General features: G+C 47.5%; 17 protein-coding genes. 12 read left to right on the forward strand and 5 right to left on the reverse strand.

Features of this window, described 5'->3' with window-relative positions; all coding sequences use genetic code 11:
* Positions 1–8: 8 nt before the first annotated feature.
* The gene (locus tag SD10_RS16605; RefSeq protein ID WP_046575220.1) at positions 9–2,291 is read right to left on the reverse strand and encodes an OmpA family protein; all 2,283 of its coding nucleotides are present in this window, start codon (positions 2,289–2,291) and stop codon (positions 9–11) included.
* A 136-nt stretch (positions 2,292–2,427) separates the two neighbouring features.
* Positions 2,428–3,768, reverse strand: coding sequence for a tRNA lysidine(34) synthetase TilS (tilS, locus tag SD10_RS16610; RefSeq protein ID WP_046575221.1), 1,341 nt, complete (start codon positions 3,766–3,768; stop codon positions 2,428–2,430).
* On the opposite strand from tilS, the gene SD10_RS16615 reads away from it, so the two are divergent.
* The 10 genes from SD10_RS16615 to SD10_RS16660 all read left to right on the forward strand — a co-directional run bounded on the left by SD10_RS16615 (position 3,769) and on the right by SD10_RS16660 (position 13,410).
* A complete protein-coding gene (locus tag SD10_RS16615; protein ID WP_227698990.1) occupies positions 3,769–5,634 on the forward strand; it encodes an OstA-like protein in 1,866 nt (621 codons plus the stop codon).
* A 116-nt stretch (positions 5,635–5,750) separates the two neighbouring features.
* Positions 5,751–6,392 (forward strand): T9SS type A sorting domain-containing protein, encoded by a 642-nt coding sequence (locus SD10_RS16620; protein WP_046575223.1) that lies wholly within the window; start codon positions 5,751–5,753, stop codon positions 6,390–6,392.
* A gap of 123 nt (positions 6,393–6,515) precedes the next feature.
* The gene (locus tag SD10_RS16625) at positions 6,516–7,415 is read left to right on the forward strand and encodes an outer membrane protein assembly factor BamD (protein WP_046575225.1); all 900 of its coding nucleotides are present in this window, start codon (positions 6,516–6,518) and stop codon (positions 7,413–7,415) included.
* 85 nt (positions 7,416–7,500) lie between these two features.
* Positions 7,501–7,815, forward strand: coding sequence for a DNA-directed RNA polymerase subunit omega (locus SD10_RS16630; protein ID WP_046575226.1), 315 nt, complete (start codon positions 7,501–7,503; stop codon positions 7,813–7,815).
* Between the two features lie 116 nt (positions 7,816–7,931).
* Positions 7,932–9,155 (forward strand): bifunctional phosphopantothenoylcysteine decarboxylase/phosphopantothenate--cysteine ligase CoaBC, encoded by a 1,224-nt coding sequence (coaBC, locus tag SD10_RS16635; RefSeq protein WP_046575228.1) that lies wholly within the window; start codon positions 7,932–7,934, stop codon positions 9,153–9,155.
* A gap of 35 nt (positions 9,156–9,190) precedes the next feature.
* Positions 9,191–10,096 (forward strand): type IX secretion system protein PorD, encoded by a 906-nt coding sequence (porD, locus tag SD10_RS16640; protein WP_082111622.1) that lies wholly within the window; start codon positions 9,191–9,193, stop codon positions 10,094–10,096.
* Positions 10,097–10,161: 65 nt separating this feature from the next.
* Positions 10,162–11,835 carry a DNA repair protein RecN gene (recN, locus tag SD10_RS16645; protein WP_046575231.1) on the forward strand — a complete coding sequence of 558 codons (1,674 nt, stop codon included), beginning with the start codon at positions 10,162–10,164 and terminating at the stop codon, positions 11,833–11,835.
* Between the two features lie 66 nt (positions 11,836–11,901).
* The gene (locus SD10_RS16650; protein ID WP_046575233.1) at positions 11,902–12,357 is read left to right on the forward strand and encodes a hypothetical protein; all 456 of its coding nucleotides are present in this window, start codon (positions 11,902–11,904) and stop codon (positions 12,355–12,357) included.
* Complete coding sequence (locus tag SD10_RS16655; protein ID WP_046575234.1) at positions 12,296–12,991, forward strand: SCO family protein; 696 nt, start codon at positions 12,296–12,298, stop codon at positions 12,989–12,991. The genes SD10_RS16650 and SD10_RS16655 overlap by 62 nt, the downstream gene beginning before the upstream one ends.
* Positions 12,988–13,410 (forward strand): c-type cytochrome, encoded by a 423-nt coding sequence (locus SD10_RS16660; RefSeq protein ID WP_046575236.1) that lies wholly within the window; start codon positions 12,988–12,990, stop codon positions 13,408–13,410. Before SD10_RS16655 ends, SD10_RS16660 begins: the two co-directional genes overlap by 4 nt.
* A gap of 17 nt (positions 13,411–13,427) precedes the next feature.
* Here the strand turns inward: SD10_RS16660 and lptC are convergent, their stop codons facing one another.
* The 3 genes from lptC to SD10_RS16675 all read right to left on the reverse strand — a co-directional run bounded on the left by lptC (position 13,428) and on the right by SD10_RS16675 (position 16,268).
* Positions 13,428–14,018: an LPS export ABC transporter periplasmic protein LptC gene (gene lptC / locus SD10_RS16665; RefSeq protein WP_052731211.1), complete on the reverse strand. Its 591-nt coding sequence runs from the start codon at positions 14,016–14,018 to the stop codon at positions 13,428–13,430.
* Between the two features lie 182 nt (positions 14,019–14,200).
* Complete coding sequence (locus tag SD10_RS16670; protein WP_227698991.1) at positions 14,201–15,505, reverse strand: outer membrane protein transport protein; 1,305 nt, start codon at positions 15,503–15,505, stop codon at positions 14,201–14,203.
* On the reverse strand, positions 15,462–16,268 hold the full coding sequence (locus SD10_RS16675) for a type III pantothenate kinase (RefSeq protein WP_179945466.1): 807 nt from the start codon (positions 16,266–16,268) through the stop codon (positions 15,462–15,464). Before SD10_RS16675 ends, SD10_RS16670 begins: the two co-directional genes overlap by 44 nt.
* A 524-nt stretch (positions 16,269–16,792) precedes the next feature.
* Here SD10_RS16675 and rho point away from each other — a divergent pair.
* Both rho and SD10_RS16685 read left to right on the forward strand, forming a co-directional pair.
* Complete coding sequence (gene rho / locus SD10_RS16680; RefSeq protein ID WP_046575237.1) at positions 16,793–19,081, forward strand: transcription termination factor Rho; 2,289 nt, start codon at positions 16,793–16,795, stop codon at positions 19,079–19,081.
* Positions 19,082–19,230: 149 nt separating this feature from the next.
* Positions 19,231–20,121: a sterol desaturase family protein gene (locus tag SD10_RS16685; RefSeq protein ID WP_046579670.1), complete on the forward strand. Its 891-nt coding sequence runs from the start codon at positions 19,231–19,233 to the stop codon at positions 20,119–20,121.
* Positions 20,122–20,127 lie beyond the last annotated feature (6 nt).

Consider the following 20,127-nt stretch of genomic DNA (forward strand, 5'->3'; position numbering starts at 1 on the left):
TTGATTTCTTACTGCACCGCTATGATCTTGAATTCTGTCCGGCGGTTTTGCTGGTGTTCTCCTTCCGAGCAATTCACCCCATCAATACAACCATTAATAATTTCCGATTCGCCATAACCACGAGCCATTAAGCGATTAGCGGCAATGCCACGCGACACTAAATAATCCATTGCAGCTCTCGCCCGATTCTCCGATAACCGAATATTGTAGGTATCCGTAGCCCGCGAATCCGTGTGCGAACGCAACTCGATTTGCATTTTGGGATATTCCTTCAGAATAGCCATGACATGATCAAGCTCACGAGCCGCATCAGCACGAATAAAGAACTTATTCAGGTCATAATAAATGTTTTTCAACTGAAACACATCACCAACCCCGTATAAGCCGAGTGAATCAGTAACTAACTGACCTTTTCGCTTCGTTTTACTATACTGTGCTTTCTTGGTCGCGTAGCGGTCTTTTTGAGCCGTAATTGTATACGGAGCGCCCGGTTTCATATCGAACTCATAACCTCCATCGGGGCCTGTTGTCACGGTTTGCTCTGATTTATCCTTATCATTCCGTAGCGTCACTTTCACGCCCGTTGCCGGTTGTTGATTCACTTCGGTTTTAACTACCCCTTTAACAACCGTATTTTCGGAGCGCTCCAGATAGATTGACACATTGAGAACAGGCTTTGGCGATTGCGTCAGGGTTGAAAACCGAACGCTGTTCATGGCGTATCCTTCTTTAATGGCCCTGAACTCATACTCCGTGTTTGAGTCTACGCATAAATCGGTTCGACCATTCGTATTAGTGATGCGCAATTCCTGGTTAACTCCGTTCCGCAAAATGCGAACGTCTGCATTTTCGAGGGGTGTACTCGTTTTAGCGTCATAGACCAGAATGTTCAGTTGCTTGCAGGTACGCCGGAATGAATAAATATCGTCATCGCTGATTCCTTTTTTACGGTTGCTACTGAAGTAGCCACTTGTACGGCCTTTGTCGGTGATAAACCCGAAATCGTCTTTTTCGGAGTTGATGGGCGCCCCGGCATTTTGAACGCCTTTATAGGCAATTCCATCTTTAAGCTCGGCCACAAAAACGTCCAGCCCCCCCAGACCTTCGTGTCCATCCGATGAGAAATAGAGATTGTCTCCCTCGGCAGCAAACGGAAACATCTCGTTTCCTTCGGTATTAATTTCTTTACCCATGTTAACAGGCGTTCCCCACTGGCCGTTGTTGAACTCAACGACGTAAATATCCGTACCGCCGTATCCACCCGGCATGTCCGACACAAAATACATTTTTGTGTTGTCGAAGGAGAAAGCGGGGTGACCTACGGAGTATTCATTGCTATTGAACGGCAAATCCTGAATATCAACCCACTTCCCATTCTTGTTTACGGCAGAATACAACTTCAACTTTTTAACGCCGTCTGAGCTTTTACCCGATTTTCCTTTGCTGGAGTTATTGCGGGTGAAAACAATGAAGTTCTGATCTCTGGTGAACGTCATTGGCCCTTCATGATACTTCGTATTGAGGGTACGGCTGAATATTTCAGCTTTCGTCAGGGGCGTATTTTCCGCTGTGACATCAGTCCCCTGCACTTTATTTTCACTACCACCGCCCAATACGGCGGAATTGGGTGAACGGTTCAGGTCGGCACCCGGAACGCGCAATTGGTTCGTATCGGGGTGGAAATAGAGGTCCAGGAAAGGCGTCTGGTTCCAGTTAAACACCCGTTTTACCGGTCCTGACTCATCACGAGCCGATACGAAAACCAGTCCGTTCTTATAATACATAGGGCTAAAATCAGCCTGACGCGAGTTGATCGGTAAATTAGCGATACGATAAGACGATGAATCCTGATAGAATCGACTCATATCCATGTAAGAGACCGTGAAACGACGCCCCCGTAAATCTTCTTTTTGCTTCTCGCCATACTGACTATACATTTTTTGCGATTCCCGGTACTTGCCATTCTGAGCCAACGATTGGGCATAATACAGGTATACTTCACTATCAAGGTCCGTATTTGATTTTATCAGTTCGCTATAAATACGTTCGGCGTTTCGCGTATCCTCCAGCTTGCGGTAGCAATAACCAAGTTTGATCATCGCATCCCGCGTTTCGGCAGGGTCCTTCTTTTTATCAGTTCGCAGAAACTCCTCGTATGCCCGCACCGCGCTGACATAACTAAGGTTATCAAATTGCTTGTTTGCCGCTCGTAGTCGCGCACTTTGTGCCTGAGCAGTCAGACTCCAGAAGGCCAGTCCTGCCAGTAGCAAGACACATACAATTCGGTTCATGGATGTTATTGAGTTAATAAAACTTGGGGCTCCTTCAAATCTCATCAAATAAGATGCCAACTTTTTTGAATAGGGATACGATTCGCTTGAAATACCAGGCAATTTACTTGTTTTAAGCCTTTATACAGGTACCTGCCTACTTCTTGTTGTAACTGAACTGAGCGATTTGCCGGGTTTGAGCCGTTACTCTAAACCGATGCCCAATCCGCCGACCGACCACCCAGGCAATCTCGCCACCCGATAGCAGGACAACGGTTTGCTCCCGTTCTGAGCGACTGAGTTTCAGATCATTTAATAGATCACTGACTAATTTATGCCCTTTAAGCCCCAGAGGCTGTACCTTATCGCCCTGTTTCCACCGGCGAATACGGAGCGGAAAGGTAAGCTGATCAGCATCCAGGCTAGCTATGGCTGGATCAGGAGCAGGATTGAATTCAGCGGGTTTAGCCGTTTTCTTAATTGTCAGGGTACGTTCTTTCGATACGTCTAGCACTTCAGTAGGCCAATCGCTCAATACCAAGTTAATATCAACCTGTTCCGGTAAAACCTCGATGAACAGTCCTGCTCGTTCGTGGACGACACGATGCGTAGTCGATTGTATGACATGGCCGGTGGGTTTGTTCAGCATATCGGCGACTTGCCGGGTCTGATCGGTCGTAAAACCCATCGGTTTCAACCACTCCATCAACCGAAACGTCAACTCAGGCAGGGTCAGTAATTTTTCGGTTGGCAGCAGTATGCCTTCGTCTTGGACCTCGGCAACGGTCTGCCAGGACCGGTCGAGCTCGGTACGCATGAGCACTTCGGCGGCTCGAAGTCGCTCAACAGTGCGGGGTACCGTTTGCCATAAACCTGGGTTCAGGTCATTGAGTATAGGCACTACATAGTGGCGAATTCGATTGCGGGCGTACTTATCGTCTGCATTCGAGCTGTCTTCCCGATAGAGCAAACCCGCTTCGTTTACAAAAGCTACCAGTTGTTCACGGGTGGCAAATAACAATGGACGAACGATCTGGTTCTGCCGCGCCAAAATCCCGTGTAAACCCGCTAGCCCGGTTCCCCGCGTCAGGTTAAGCAGCAGCGTTTCAAGTACATCATTTTTGTGATGCGCCGTGGCGAGGCAGGCGTACGAATAGTCCTGAAGCAGTTGATCAAACCAGGTATAGCGTAGTTCGCGGGCAGCCATCTGAATAGAGAGTCCTCGCTCCTTTGCAACAGTTGTTGTATCATAACACACCAGATGAAACGGAACCCCATACCGTTTTGCCATGTTTTCAACAAAAACCGCATCCTCATCGGAATCTGAGGCCCGCAAAGTAAAATTTACGTGGGCAATAGCGAAGGGTTGATTAACTCGATGAAAAAGCTCCGCCATCACGACGGAGTCCAGTCCACCACTCACGGCCAGTAGTACCTGATCCGTTGATTCGAACAGGTGATTGTCGTTAATAAATCCTAAAAATTCCGATTCAACCATATGGAGTCGGCCGTAAGCCGTAGTTTTGTCAGTATGATTCGTTTGTTTGCCGCTTTTCTTCTTCTCTGTTCATGGCTTGTTTCGGCTAATTCACTGGCACAGGTCGGGCCTCCTTTGCCCGGTCATCCAGCGGCACCAGGGGCTGTAGCCGACAAAGTTGAGCTACTTCCGGGTGCTGACAGCTTAGTGGGCATGACGGTTCCAGGACAGGTTGTTCGTAAAATATACAACAACGTCAGGTTTCGGCAAAAGGGGGTTCTCATGTTCTGTGACCTCGCGATTCAAAACGCAACTACTAACGTAATTGAAGCCTATGGCCATGTAAAGATCATACAAGGCGATACAATTACGGTTCAGGGGGATACTATGTTTTACTACGGTAACGTCCGTCAGGCCAATATGCGCGGCCATGTCAGCATGCGTGATCGCAAAATGACGCTGACGACTGCTCAGCTTGATTACGACATGCTATCGGGCATTGCGCATTACCCAACGCCCGGTCGTATTGTAGATAAAGAAAATATACTGACCAGCCGCGAGGGGTATTACGACACCCGCAGTAAGCTGTTTACGTTCCGTCAAAACGTTCGATTAGTCAACCCCAAAGGGACGCTCGTAGCTGATTCGCTGCTTTATAACTCCCTGACCCGAATGGCAATCTTTCAGGGACCAACCCGCATTACGAACAAGGACGGGGTTCTGACGGCCATTGAAGGGCAATACAACACAACGACGGGGATTTCAAACTTTCAGCGCCGGGCTACGGTCGAAACGCCTAAATACCGGCTCACAGGCGATAGCCTTTATTACGACAATGTTACAGAGCTGGGCATCGCCAAAGGCAATGTGATTATGGTAGCCAAAGACCGGCAGGCGGTAATTCTGGGTGATCATGTTCGGTATAACGGGAAGGCGGGTATCTCGCGCGTGACAGGCCATCCGGTAGCCAAAAGTCTGGCGAATGAGACGACAAAAGATACACTCTTTTTGCGGGCCGACACCTTATTTTCTTTCGATAACAAACTAACAAATACGCGCCGGTTGCTGGGCCAGAAAAACGTATTTATATATAAATCGGACCTTCAGAGCAAGTGTGATTCTCTCATTTACGACACAGCCGATTCAACTATTTATTTTTATAAAAAACCAATTGTCTGGAGTCAGAATAAATACCAGATGGAAGCTGATTCAATGCGGGCTGTGATGAAAAACAATAAAATTCATACCCTGTTTTTAAAGACAAAATCATTTGTTATTTCCCTCGATACACTCAAGAATTACAACCAGATCAAAGGGCGAACGGTAACGGCTTATTTCGCCACAAAAATTGTATCGACAACTGTTACCGGAGCCGATTTACCCGTCTCAACCACAACAGCTGCGGGCACTGCACCACGTTCCGTTTCATCTGTTGCAACGAAACTGCCTATTAAGCGCGTATTAATTCCCAAAGGAGAGGCACCTGTTTCAACAACCGTTTTGCACCAGGAGCAAACTGTGCTTGATCGGGTTCTTGTTGAAGGGAACGGCCAGAGCCTTTATTACGCGGTCGATGAAAAAAACAAATTAATTGGCCTGAACCACGTTGAATCAAGCCGAATGAACATTGAATTTAATGACAACAAAGTTGGCAAAATCCGGTTTTATGGCCATCCGGATTCCCAACTGATTCCACCAAAAGAATTAACACCAGAAGTGCAACAACTGGACGGATTCCGCTGGCGCGAGGTTGAAAAGCCAACAAAAAATCAAGTTTTATGGTTGGAAAAACCACCAGCCGAACAACCGGTAATTAGAAAACCATTAAAAAATAAAGGAACAGTTAAACCTTTGGCCCAAAAATTGGTTCAAAAGACTATTAATTGACCTATTAACACCAATAATTCACTCATTTAACAATTTTTTAGACAATAGCCCGTTGACTTTGTCTTTTAAGATGAATAGGTTTGTGGTGAATACATGCGTACATGAAGTAGACTTACATGAAACAAACTATACTTATTGGTGTATTGATGGGCTTGCTAACGGCAACGATCCCGCTTCAGGCGCAAGTCGCCCAGCGAGATTCGGATGCTCGTAAAGGAAGCCGACTCGAACTGGGTCGTACTCCATCAGTACGCAAAACAACGACGGGTTTACCGGCGCAACGCTTTTCGATTGCCCCAAACCCAACGTTGTCGGGGCTTGATCGATCAATGACACTGCACAAGAACAGCGCCATCAACGAACATTATCGCTCTCTGCTAATGGCCCGTTCAGGCACCAAAACACCAGCGGTCGACAATACAGCAGCGGTTGAAAGCGTAGCTCGCCCAGCGACTTCAGTGCAGGAAGGGAAATCGGAAAATAGACTGTATACAGCAGACAAATTGTGGGTCTCCAATGCCTATCCGAATCCTGCTGACGATGTTGCCGAACTGGACTATCAGTTTTCCGGACCAGGTGATGCGAAGCTGATTCTATTAAACGTGCTGGGGGCGCCCATTGCCGAGTATGAACTGGAACGGAATGCAACCAGAGTTCGGATTGGAACGCGCCTTCTCGACACAGGTTATTATTTATACCAACTCTCAGTGGATGGCAAAAAAGTAGCGACCAAACGGTTGCTCGTTCGCCACCAGTAAAGTCGATCCAATATGTTAAAATAGCATAAACGGATCAGGTCAGCGATCATTTTAAGAACTATAGCAGGCTACATCGTCGTTTTAACGGTGTAGCCTATATTTTTTTTGTATCTTTGCAAACATATGCAACACCGTCATATTGGTAAAATTCTGTTGGGGATTTGGGTAGCGTTTCTGCTTGGATCATGTAGCCCGTTTTCAAAACTACAGAAAAGTGGGAGCGATGACGAGAAGTACAAAGGTGCCATACAGTATTATAAAAAAGGAGACTGGTACCGGGCAGGGTTACTATTCGAAGAGTTAATTCCCGTATTGAAAGGCAGCACCGAGTCAGAAATGGCTCAGTTCTATTATGCCTACACGCAATATCAGCAACAGCAATACTTGCTGAGTGCTACACTGTTCAAGAAATTTTATGAGACGTTTGCGCGTTCCGACTACGCTCAGGAAGCTATGTATATGTATGCTTACTCACTGTATAAAGATACGCCTTCGTTTAATCTTGACCAATCGAATACCTTGACGGCGACATCAGCCCTTCAAGACTTCATCAACGCTTATCCCGACAGCAAATACAAGGATGAATCAACCAAACTGATTCTTGAACTGCGCGGGAAGCTGGAACGTAAAGCATACGAAAAAGCTAAATTGTATTATAAAACCAGCGGCTTTAACATTGCCTCTTACAAGTCATCCGTTATTGCCATTAACAACTTTCAAAAGGAGTTTCCAGACTCGCAATACAATGAGGAACTGGCGTTTCTAAAAGTTGATGCGGAATTCAGTCTGGCTCAAAACAGTCTGGAAACCAAGCAGAAGGAACGTTATTTGGAGGCAATCAGTTATCACCAGGCGTTTATTGATAAGTATCCCAATAGCCAATTCCTGAAGCAATCGGAGAAGATGTTTGAAACCAGCCAGAAAGAAATCGAACGTCTGGATAAGCTGGAGCAGGAGCGTGAAAAGGAAAAAGAACGATTAAAAGATGCCAACCGCCCGGCAAAGGTGACGGCAGCCAATTAACACAGGGTACGGTTTAAGGGTTTGCACGACAAACCTTGTCAATACAATTCCGTATCCATAAACCAAATACCGAGATTTAATCATTATGGCAACAAATCCATCGATTATTACCCGCAATAGCGACAAGATAGCGGGTCAAACCGGGAATCTGTACGAATCGGTATCGATCATTTCGAAACGCGCTCGTCAGATTGCAACCAAAAACAAAGAAGAGTTAAGCAACAAATTGTCGGAATTCGTTTCGGCGGTTGATAACCTCGAAGAAGTTTTTGAAAACCGCGAACAGATCGAAATTTCGAAGTTTTACGAGCGCATGCCGAAACCAACCTCTATTGCAACCGATGAGTTTCTGGAGGGTAAAGTTTACTGGCGCTACAGCGACGAGGACGCTCAACAATAATACTTCATGGTATAAACTTTTAATGACCGCACGGTATAGGCTGTGCGGTCATTGGTGTTTTAATTGGCTGGCGTTTAAGGCCACAACTTGTTGTAAATCTCACTTCAACACTTTTTATGTCAGTAGCGGGCAAGCGAATTCTTTTGGGAGTTACGGGTAGCATTTCAGCCTACAAATCGGCCCTGCTGGTTCGGCTGTTGGTGAAAGCAGGCGCCGAGGTACAGGTCGTCATGACCGATTCAGCCCAGCAGTTTATAACACCCCTTACGCTGGCCACTCTGTCCAAACGGCCCGTGCTATCCGCGTTTGTGAATACCCAAAGCGATCGTCCTGGCGATGGCAGCTGGAATAATCACGTGGATCTCGGTCTCTGGGCCGATGCCCTTGTGATAGCACCCGCTTCAGCTCATATAATAGCCCGCTGTGCCACAGGGCTTTGCAATGATTTACTATCAGCTATCTATCTGTCAGCCCGTTGTCCGGTCTTTTTTGCGCCAGCCATGGATGTCGACATGTATCATCATCGAACTACGGTTGACAACCTACGCCGACTCGAATCATTTGGCAACCACATTATAGAGGCTGAGTACGGCGAATTAGCCAGTGGATTAATTGGGGAAGGCCGACTGGCTGAACCAGAACTCATTCTGGCGAAGCTCAATGCGTTCTGGGCAGTGCCTTCAGCGCCGTCAGGTTTATCCGGAAAGCGGGTATTGATCACGGCAGGGCCAACTCAGGAACCCATTGACCCGGTTCGATACATCAGCAATCACTCAACGGGCAAAATGGGTTATGCCATTGCTAATGCTTTTGCCAAAGCGGGTGCCATCGTTACCCTGGTGAGTGGGCCAACATCCTTGCCCCTCCCCGATCCGTCTATTCAGCGGGTTGATGTTCGCTCGGCGCAGGAGATGTTTGAGGCTACACAGATGGCCTTCGCCGACGCCGATATTGTGGTGTTGAGCGCGGCCGTTGCTGATTACACGCCCGCCCACCCCGCCGATCAGAAAATAAAGAAAAAAGAAACATTCTTTTCACTGGAGCTGACCAAGACTACTGATATTGCGGCCACGCTTGGCACCCGCAAACAGCCGGGACAGTTGATGATGGGTTTTGCGCTGGAAACAGATAATGAACGCGAGAACGCATTGAAAAAACTTTACGCTAAAAACTTAGACTGGATTGTATTAAATTCACTTCGCGATTTAGGAGCGGGCTTTGGGCACGACACCAACAAAATCACCGTTATTGATAAAGACGAACAAATCCATGAATTTGCCCTAAAATCGAAGGATGAAGTGGCACAGGATTTGGTAAGTTTAGTTAAGAAATCGCTCTGATAAACAGGTATATAGCGACTACACCGCTAGAAATAATGAAAGCAATACGAATCGCCCTGCTGTTGAGTTGCCTGATTGGTTCCGTCCAGGCTCAGGAATTAAATTGTCAGGTAACCGTCAACTCAGATCAGTTATTTGCTCAGCAAAAAACTGATTTCGCCTATTTAAACCAGTTGAAGGGGATTATCACCGAATTCATGAACAACCGGCGCTGGAGCAATGATCAGTTTGGCGTTTCGGAACGGATCAACTGCTCGCTAAACATAAACCTGCTGAAATCATTGACACAAGGTGTATTTGAAGCAACGGCACAGATTACAGTGACGCGACCAGTGTATGGCACGAACTATGAAACAACCACTTTTACTTATGTCGACCGGGCGTTTAACTTTGTTTATCTGCCAACAACGCCTGTCTATTTCCGGGACAATCAATTCACCGACGATTTAACATCTCTTCTGGCCTTTTATGCCAATGTGATCCTGGCCGTCGATTATGACACCTTCAGTAAGCAGGGGGGAAATCCGTATGTGCAACGGGCTTATACGATCACAAACCTGGCTCAGCAAGGCTCGGCAAATGGAGCCTGGCAAAACGGAGGAGATCGCAGAAACCGGTACTGGCTTATCGAAAATATGCAGAACCAACAGCTAATTCCTTTTCGGGATGGCTTGTATACTTATCACCGGCAAGGGCTGGACGTTTTTGCCTCGAACCCCGTACAGGTACGGAAACAGACACTTGCCTTACTGTCTACCATCCGCACGATTGGTTTACAGTTGCCAAACTCCGTCCTGATTAGCTCGTTCTTCGAGGCTAAATGGCTGGAGTTGTATAACATACTATATGAAGGTACACCTGCAGAGCGAAAGCAAGCATTCGATTTACTTTCTTATCTGGACCCAGGCAAGACCGAAAACTACCGAAAATTAATACAGTAAAGCGTAATCAGGGAGTAAATTTGTCTTTATCGCTGTTACCTATTTACTGCTAACCATCACTGATTTTGCTTTCGCATTTACTCATAAAAAACTATGCGTTAATTGACGAACTCGAGCTTTCGCCCGACCGTGAACTCAATATTGTCACGGGGGAAACAGGAGCCGGGAAGTCAATTATATTGGGGGCTATCGGGTTGCTGCTTGGCAATCGGGCCGATACGCGGGTGTTGTATAACCCCGAACAGAAATGTATCATCGAGGGTACCATTGGGGTATCCGGCTATCAGATCGAACGAATCTTTGAAGAAGAAGAGCTGGATTATTCGGATTCCTGCATCGTTCGGCGCGAAATTGGCGTGAGTGGAAAGTCACGGGCGTTTGTCAACGACACGCCCGTTAATCTGGAGACGCTTCGGCGCGTCACCAGCCAGATGATGGACATCCACTCCCAGCATGATTCGGTTTTGCTGGGCTCTAATGAATATCAGTTAGAGATTGTTGACACTTATGCCCAAAACGAAGCGCAACTTCGTGCATATCGTTCTGACTATCAAGCTTACCGGGCAAAAAAAACGCATTATGATCAGCTGCAGGCCGAAGCGTCGGCCATGCGCAAAGAGTTTGATTACAACAACTTCCTGTACGAAGAGCTGGTCAAAGCGCAGTTGGTACCCGATGAACAGGAATCGCTCGAACAGGAATTGACGATTCTTGAAAATGCCGAAGACATTAAGGAACGTCTGCAGGTAGCGTATGAATACCTGGATAACACGGAACAGTCGGTTATTGATTTTTTGAAAGGTACAGTCAGCAACCTGGCGTATATCAGTAAATTATCGAATCAGTACGAGCAATTATTGCAACGGGCGCAAAGCAGTCTGATTGAGTTACGTGATTTGGCGGATGAAATCAGCATCGAACAGGATCGCGTCGACATTGATGATACCCGCGCTGAAACCATTCGCGAACGGCTTAACCTGATGTATCAGCTTCAGACAAAACACCAGGTAAAAGACGTAGCGGCTCTGATTGCCCTACGTGATGAACTTGGCCTGAAGGTGAGCAAAGTGTTAAACCTAGACGATGCCCTGACGGATGCGAAAGCCCAGGCCGACGCAGCTCGTGCCCAGCTTCAAAGCAGTGCCAACGCCCTATCGGCCTCCCGAAACACTGTTCTTCAACCGATAGAAACCGAAATCGGCCACTTATTGAATGACCTCGGTATGCCCAATGCATCCTTGAAAATTCATGCCGAAACCGGTAAGCCCACGCCAACGGGTGTCGATACGATTTCGTTCCTGTTTAGTGCTAACAAAGGCGTTAAACCGCAACAGTTAAAAAATGTGGCATCGGGTGGTGAATTTTCGCGCCTGATGATGGCCATTAAATACATACTGGCAAGCAAACGCTCTTTACCCACAATCGTCTTCGATGAAATTGATGCCGGTGTATCAGGCGAGATTGCGATTAAAATGGGCAATATGATGCGCGATATGGCGCATAGTCACCAGATTATCGCCATTACGCACCTCCATCAGATAGCTGGTCAGGGCACTGCACACTACTTTGTTTACAAAGACCACTCGGCGGCTAAAACAGTCAGTCGTATTAAGAAATTAACGCTCGACGAGCGCGTCAATGAAATTGCCCAGATGATCGGCGGCAAGAATCCATCGGCCAGCGCACTTAAGAATGCTCGTGAAATTTTAAAACAACGAGCTGTGTCAACAGCCCGATAATGGATGATGTGCCGGCAAACTCTGGCGCATCATCCATTATTATATTGAGTAAACCACCTATTTGTAATGCACAAACGCATAGTTCTACTTGCCAGTCTCCTTACATTTTCTGTTTTTTTGGGCGCTTGCCATTCGGATGAGGAAACGGTTAAAGAAACCGAAAACGAAGTCTTTGCCATTCATGACGAAGTGATGCCTAAGATTGATGACATTATGAAGCTGCGAAAACAACTGAAAAAACGCATTACCTCACTCGATAGCCTCAAAGCCGGTGGCTCTGCAGCGGCTACTCTGCGCACCGATGAGGAAAAAGAGCAAGCCAGTCGATTGCACCGTAACCTGGATGTGGCCGATAGTTTGATGATGGATTGGATGGGCCATTACAATGGAGATACGCTCGCTAAACTATCCTCTGACGATGCACTACGCTATTTAAACGGTCAAAAAGACCAAATTACCGATGTCAAAACAAAAGTTAACACCAGTATCGAACAGGCACGTCAGTTTTTGGGGAAGAAATAATACCTGGTTTCTCCTTATTGGCTCACTCATCACCCTCGCTTCGTGCAATTCGACGGATAGCAAACTTCCCATTTTGGGCCAGCGGGAGGCCGTCACCAAAACCGTTGACGGCAAATCAGTAACTGATTCCGTTTACCAGTCCGTTCCGGATTTCAAGTTTGTTAGTCAGTATGGCGATACGGTTACGGCCAAAACGCTCGATAACAAGATTTACGTAGCCGATTTCTTCTTCACCACTTGTCCGACAATTTGTCCTAAAATGAAGGTACAATTGAAGCGGGTGTACGAGAAGTTTAAGGGCAATCCTGACGTCATGCTGCTTTCGCACACCATCGACCCGGCGCACGATTCAGTATCAGTGCTGAAAGAATTTGCGCAGAACCTGGGCGTAACGGGTCGTCAGTGGTTGTTTGTTACCGGCGACCGCGAGAAAATTTACGACATTGGACAGAACAGTTATATGGTAACGGCGCAGGCTGATTCAACAGCACCGGGGGGCGTTGTGCACAGTGGTGCCTTTATTTTAGTCGACAAAGCCAAGCATATTCGGGGAATTTATGATGGTACGACCGAAACCGGGGTTGACAAATTAATGACCGACATGAATCGGTTGCTAGCCGAGTACAAACCATGAACAGATGCCTGAGCGGACTTGTCGGTATCCTTTTTGTCTCTATTTCTCTTGTGTCGTGTCAGACCGACGAAGAAATCAAGCGGCAGCGGTACATTACAGAAGGTATTCTTATTTTCAAAAATAATTGCGCCAACTGCCACCAGGATAAGGGCCAGGGAGTTGCCTCGCTTTATCCGCCTATTGCCGGGTCAGATTATTTAAGGGATAAGAAGAGCGTAATCTGTTTGATTCGGTATGGCCAGCAGGGTAAGATTGTGGTCAATGGCAAAGTTTACAACCGGCCCATGCCCGCGCAACCTCAACTTAGTGATCTGGAGGTGGCTGAGTTAATTACTTATATGTATAATGAATGGGGGGGCGAAACGAAATTGACGAACGTAAAAGACGTTACGCCCATTTTGAATGCGTGCAAAAAGTAGGTAATAGCTGACAGAGGTCAAATTCCGCCTTCCATGTTGAATATACCCGTCGGTTTGCGGATCGAGTATTGACTAAAGTCCTGATTCGCGTCCAGCCCAATTCCATAAAGTTTTTCACCGGTTAGCTGGCTCAGAATAGTCACTCGCTTATCGGTAAAGACTTTTTTGGTTTGTGGTTTCCAGTTTAGTTCTGGGGTGAGTAGCTTTTCCTGCTTTTGCTTATTAACGACGACCACGTTTCCCATCACAATGTATAAATCTTTAGCCTTGTCATACTGGCCCGAATCCGATCGGATAGTCGTAACTTCCTCGCCCGTTGGGTTATAAAAAACAATATAGACCGGTTTGGGATAACGTCGATTCTCATTCATGTATCGAAACTGCTTGGCTGTTGTCAGTTTGACCTTTAATTTAGCCGCTTCGCTGTAGAGCAGGCGTACATCATTGATTTCTTCAATTGGTCCCGAATAGGGATTTACTTTTTTTGCCTGTTTTTTTTCTTCGCAGGCTGCCAGCGAGAGTACCAGAAGAATAATGAACGACGCGTAAAAAACAGCGCTTACCCGTTCGGCACATCTGCCTTGCTTCTTGAATGCTACTTTTTCCATGTAAGTAGTTGATACTGTCAGGTAAACTATCGTTTAGCTTAAAAAGATTAGGTTCTCCGTTATTTGCTTGTTTGCTTGCCGGAGTACAGACAAAAAGCAGATGTCCGCAGAAAATGATCTACGTACACCTGCTTTTCATTGGCGAGAAAGCGAATTAAATCGTTCGCAATAGCCCTGGTCAATTAGTCAATAACTGTTTTCCGGAACCAAACGTCGTTTAAGGAGAAGCCAATGCCTATTCGGACATATTGCTCCTTAATTTGTGTCCCGGTCAGCACACCCCGCTGCCCGCCAACCAGCGAGAGCGTTACGTGATTGACATAATAAGCGCCCAGAGGAATGGATATACCCAGGCTACCATTTATGTCTGTAAGCTGCGTACCGTTTGTTTGGTAAGGAAGTTTATTGTACTGAAAGCCAGCGCGGTAGGTTATCAAATCCCGGTAACGGTTCGATGTGGGTTTAGGCGTATACTCAATACCAGCCCCAACGTTCATGGCGTCGGCAAGATTGCCCGGTCGGTTATCAGCGGTACGGTACTCGCTCCATTTCTGAAAACCGGCATCCACCCCAATCAGCAAGGTATTTCCCTTTTCAACACTTACACCAAAATGCATTTGTTGCGGCAATGTCGATAACGCATTGGAGTTAAGCCGCGCTGTGTCAGGAGCCGTAATGGCTTGTCCAGACAGGGTTGTCTGCTGGTAAATATCGGTTTGGGTTGCCTTAACCCGTATTTGTGGGTCGTAGGTAGCCCCAACGTTCAGCGTCCATGTATCATTCAGCTTGGGCCGCCAGGCAGCGCCTAACTTATAGACAATATCGCTATAATTCGTTCTGTTTAAATGGGTTACAAGTAAATCACCGGAACTACTGAGTGCTGCCCGTGCATCTGACGAGTTGGTGATATTACCAAACAGAAAGGAAGCCTCTACGCCGGCATAAATATTTTTTGTGAGTCGAAATCCGTTAGCAAACGTCGCTTTGTTCAATCCTCCCTTACCGGTATAATTATACACAGCCGTGTAAGCAGTACCAGGCACAGCCTCTACGCGCTGAATATTATAATTGACGTACGTGTATGGTTTCAGGTTCAGTGAGATGTTCCAGCGGCTGTTGGCCGGAAAAGACAACGCCAGATAACCCAGGTTACCAGCAAAATTGCTCTGGGACTTCAGGTCATTGCTGATATTTTGTTTAATGGTTTTCGATTGGCTGATCAAGCCTACTTCAAACACGGTAAAACGCGACCGACGAGCCAGCAAAGCGGGATTTTGCAAATTTAGATAGAATGGATTGGCGTTACTGACGCCCACATCACCCATGCCCATGTTTGTTATATTACCGGGGCTGTATAATTCACCAATGCCCTGGGCAGAATAAGGGGAGTTACCCAATCCCTGCGCCAATACCATCGGCGATGTCGCGGCAACAGCCAGCAAACTATGCGTTAACGTCTGGCGTATTCGCTTGTAAATTCTCAACATTATAGCGTAAAATTCGATTCAACCCAATCAGAACCAATTCAGGAACCACAAATATCGGCGGTTTAAGACGACTTTCAAAGGAAGACGCATCACCCCCGCACACCAGAACCACAATCCCCGGCCATTCCCGTCGATAGTTTTCAATTATTCCGTTCATTTCAAACATCAATCCGTTCACTACACCACTCTGCATGGCCTGTGCCGTATTCTTAGCCGTTAGTGCAGGCCAGCGCTGGTTTATTTCCGCTGGCAGTTCCACCAAAGGAAGCCGGGCCGTTTGCTCATGCATGGCCCGAAAACGCATGCGCAGTCCGGGGGATATCAGCCCGCCCTGAAAAACCGCATCCTGGTCGACAAGATCGGCGGTGAGGCAAGTACCCAGATCAAGCACCAGACAGGCCTGATCTGGAAACAGCGTTACAGCACCTACTGCGGCTGCTACTCGGTCGGCACCCAGGGTAGCCGGTGTGTCATAGCCTTTACGTATGGGTACAGCCGTTTGGTTGTCCAGTATCCAGAAGTCGGAACCCAGCTCGGTCAACTGACGGCGAATATCAGTGCCGGGACGACTTGTCGACGAAACCAACACGTGCCTGGCGGGGCGCTTGCTAAAGTCAGCAATCAACGCATCAGGCGATTCATACCGGTTAACCTCAATCAATTCCTGCCTCCGAAACCAACCCGTTTTCAGGCTTGAATTACCCCAGTCGATAACCAAGTTCAACTCCGTCGGAGAAATGGTGTGCGGTTGTTTTGTTTCCATTCGTATCTGGTAGAGTCAACGTTTGTTTAGACGACAAAATTTGTCGTGCGCTTTCGTTTTAAGCTTTTTTAACGACAGATTATATTTTGAAGAATTGCGAATAATATTAAAAAATGGAAACATTTCTTAGCCACGAACGTTATGTTGATAAAACCGGAACAAGATACTATCTTTGCTACCATCAATCTGGTCGGCAGGTAGTGCTTCTACCAAAGCAGCAATCTGTAGCTACGGCAGGCCTCCGTTTTCCAAACGTTTTAACAACCTCCAAGTCTGGCCCCACCAGGCGGTTGTGTTTGGATTAAGCAAATCACCCCAATTCATATTTTTGATTTATTTAATCGCGTAATTACTTGAATTTGTTGAGGTTAATTTGGTTTGTTCAATCAATTATCCTTCCTGTAGGCCTCCGTTAACGTGCCAACTTGACCGCGAAATCGGCCATTTCATTCATATAACAACTCCCAACTTTCATTATTACCGCTCTAGCGGTCCTTTCAAGGTTTATTGCTAACCTGACCTTTATGTTCAAGAAAGAAGAATTAGACATGAAGCTTCTCTCGGAGCTTCACCCCATTGCCGAGCAATTCGGGATTCGTAACATTAGCAAATTCAATAAGGAAAAACTAGTTTACGAAATTATAAAGCAGCAATCCGAGCGCCCAGGCCCGGCTGCCGAAGAAACAGCCCCCGCCGGGGAAGCCCCCAAGCGCGGACGTCGTACCAAGGCGGTTACTACCCCTGACGTACAACCCGTTACTCCAGTAGCAGCCGATAGTCCTGCTAACCAACCCGTAGAAAATCCGGTAGCGCTACCTGCTACTAACGATACAACCACCACAACTCCAGATACGGCGAAACCTCGTTTACGCAGCCGCCGGGATCGGGACGTTGTTACGCAACCAACAGCCTTAGCTGAACCAGTAACGCCGACAGAAGCACCTGCTTCTCCAGTGAGCGAAAGTTCTGCCTCGGTTGAAAGCAGCGCCACACCAGCGGTCGAGCCAGCACCAGCAGTCAACGGGAGCGCACCAGCCGAAGTAAGTAATGAGACTGTAAATGACCCGCAAACCGCACGTCAGCCGCGCGAAAACCGCGAACGGACGACATCAGGCCAGCGGACTACTTCCTTCGGTCAACCCGCCCGAAATCGTACGGACAGCGATGGCACGTCGACACCAAACGACCGTAATTTCCGGACAAACAATGGCCGTAATGATCGGAACGACCGCAATGGTCGGCAGGATTTAAATCAACAGCGGAACCAGCGTACGGATGGTACACAATCCGGTCCACGGGACGCACGTCCACGGTTTGATGCCAACCGCGACCGTACGGATGGCATACGCGACAACAACCAGCGTCGGGATCAGCGGCCACGTACCCAGCGCGTTGTAACGGATGAGACCGGACTGAACTATGGTGGCCAGGCCGACGAAGAGTTCATGACGCCTACCGTTATTACGGAAGATAACGCGGCCAATATGCAAACGGCCGACGCCAACCCAACCGCTGATACAGTAGCCGTGGTCCAGCCATCGGGCGTACCCACCGAAACACAGGATGGTCAACAGCCTCAATCGGAATCCAGCCAAACGGACCAACCAGTTCAGCATCAGATTCCACAAGCATCGCGGGAAGCGCAGGAATACCAGAACCGCATTCGCCGTCAGTATAACCAGCACATTCGCGAATTCGATGGCATTATCGATAACGAAGGTGTTCTGGAAATTATGCAGGACGGTGGTTATGGCTTTCTGCGCTCAGCCGACTACAATTACTTAGCCAGCCCCGATGATATTTATGTATCACCATCGCAGATCAAACTATTCGGTTTGAAAACCGGCGATACCGTGCGTGGTGCTATTCGCCCACCCAAGGAAGGCGAAAAATACTTTGCCCTGCTGCGTGTTTCGACCGTCAATGGCAAAACCACGGAGGAGATCCGTGACCGGATTCCTTTTGAATACCTCACTCCTCTTTTCCCGGAAGAACAGCTTCATTTGAGCAATCGCCCCGAAAATTATTCGTCGCGCGTGTTAGATCTGTTCGCCCCCATTGGCAAAGGTCAGCGGGGTATGATTGTAGCTCAGCCCAAAACCGGTAAGACTGTTCTGCTGAAAGAAATTGCCAACGCGATTACGAAGAACCACCCGGAGGTATATCTGATTGTGCTGCTGATTGACGAACGTCCTGAAGAAGTAACGGATATGGCCCGCAGCGTGAATGCGGAGGTTATTTCCTCAACCTTTGATGAGCAGGCTGACCGTCACGTAAAAGTGTCGAGTATGGTGCTTGAGAAGGCCAAACGGATGGTTGAATGCGGCCACGATGTGGTTATTCTGCTCGATTCGATTACCCGTCTGGCCAGGGCCTACAACACGGTTGTACCCTCTTCGGGTAAAATTCTGTCGGGTGGTGTTGATGCCAACGCCCTGCACCGGCCGAAGCGCTTCTTTGGGGCTGCCCGGAATGTGGAGAATGGTGGTTCATTGACCATCATCGCCACCGCCCTGATCGATACGGGTTCGAAAATGGACGAGGTTATCTTTGAAGAATTTAAAGGTACCGGCAACATGGAACTCCAGCTCGACCGCAAACTGGCGAACAAACGGGTTTATCCCGCTATCGACGTTATGGCATCGGGCACTCGTCGGGAAGATTTGTTGCTGGATAAAGAAACACTGCAACGAGTCTGGATTCTGCGCAAGCATATGGCCGATATGAATGCAATGGAAGGCATGGATTTCCTCCTTGGCCATATGAAAGGTACACGGAGTAATGAAGAGTTTCTCATTTCGATGAATCGATAATCTTTTTCAGTACCTAACCAGCAGGGAGTTCATAGACTGATCATCGTTCTATGAACTCCCTGCTGGTTTATATACCCAGCTTTTTCAGCGAAAAGGGTAATTGGGTACTAACTAATAAATTTCTAACTTACACAATAGTTAGAAAAATTATGAGAGATCTAATTCAATACGCTATTCCTGGCTTTGTCCTGTTGCTCGTTGTGGAAGTAATTGTAACGGCCATTCAGCACAAAGATTATTACGAGACAAAAGACACGGCCAGTAGCCTAAGCATGGGTATTGGCAACGTTATTGTCGGTTTTGTAGGGAAAGCGCTTGTCTTCGGCACCTATTCGCTGGTTTATCAACTCAGACTATTTACGGTAGACATGACGCAGGGATGGGCTTGGGTGGTGCTGTTCTTTGCCGACGATTTTAGTTATTACTGGTTTCACCGGATCAGCCACAGCAGTCGGTATTTCTGGGCGTCGCACGTAGTGCACCACTCGTCCATGAAGTATAATTTGGGTACGGCCCTGCGCCAAACCTGGACGGGTAATCTATCGGGGGCCTTCATTTTTTGGATCTGGTTACCGCTGATTGGTTTTTCGCCGGTAGCCATCATGACCATGCAGTCCATTAGTCTGTTGTATCAATTCTGGATTCATACCGAGCACATCAACAAGTTTCCCGCCCCTATCGAATTTATCTTCAATACGCCTTCGCACCACCGGGTGCATCACGGTTCAGATCTGGATTATTTAGATAAAAATCATGCGGGGGTACTCATTATCTGGGATCGGCTATTTGGCACCTTTGCGCTTGAAAAGAAACGACCTACCTATGGCCTTACGGCTAACATACACACGCACAACCCAGTGCGCATTGCGTTTCACGAGTGGGCCGCTATTGGGCAGGATATTCGCAAAGCGCCATCGCTAAAGATAGCTTTGGGCTACATTTTCGGACCACCGGGCTGGAGCCACGATGGTTCCCGGAAAACAACCCGACAACTTCGGACGGAACAAGTAACCGTTTCAGAACCGGCCTCGCACGTTTAGTTTTAC

The organism is Spirosoma radiotolerans, assembly GCF_000974425.1.
Taxonomy (GTDB): Bacteria; Bacteroidota; Bacteroidia; order Cytophagales; family Spirosomataceae; genus Spirosoma; species Spirosoma radiotolerans.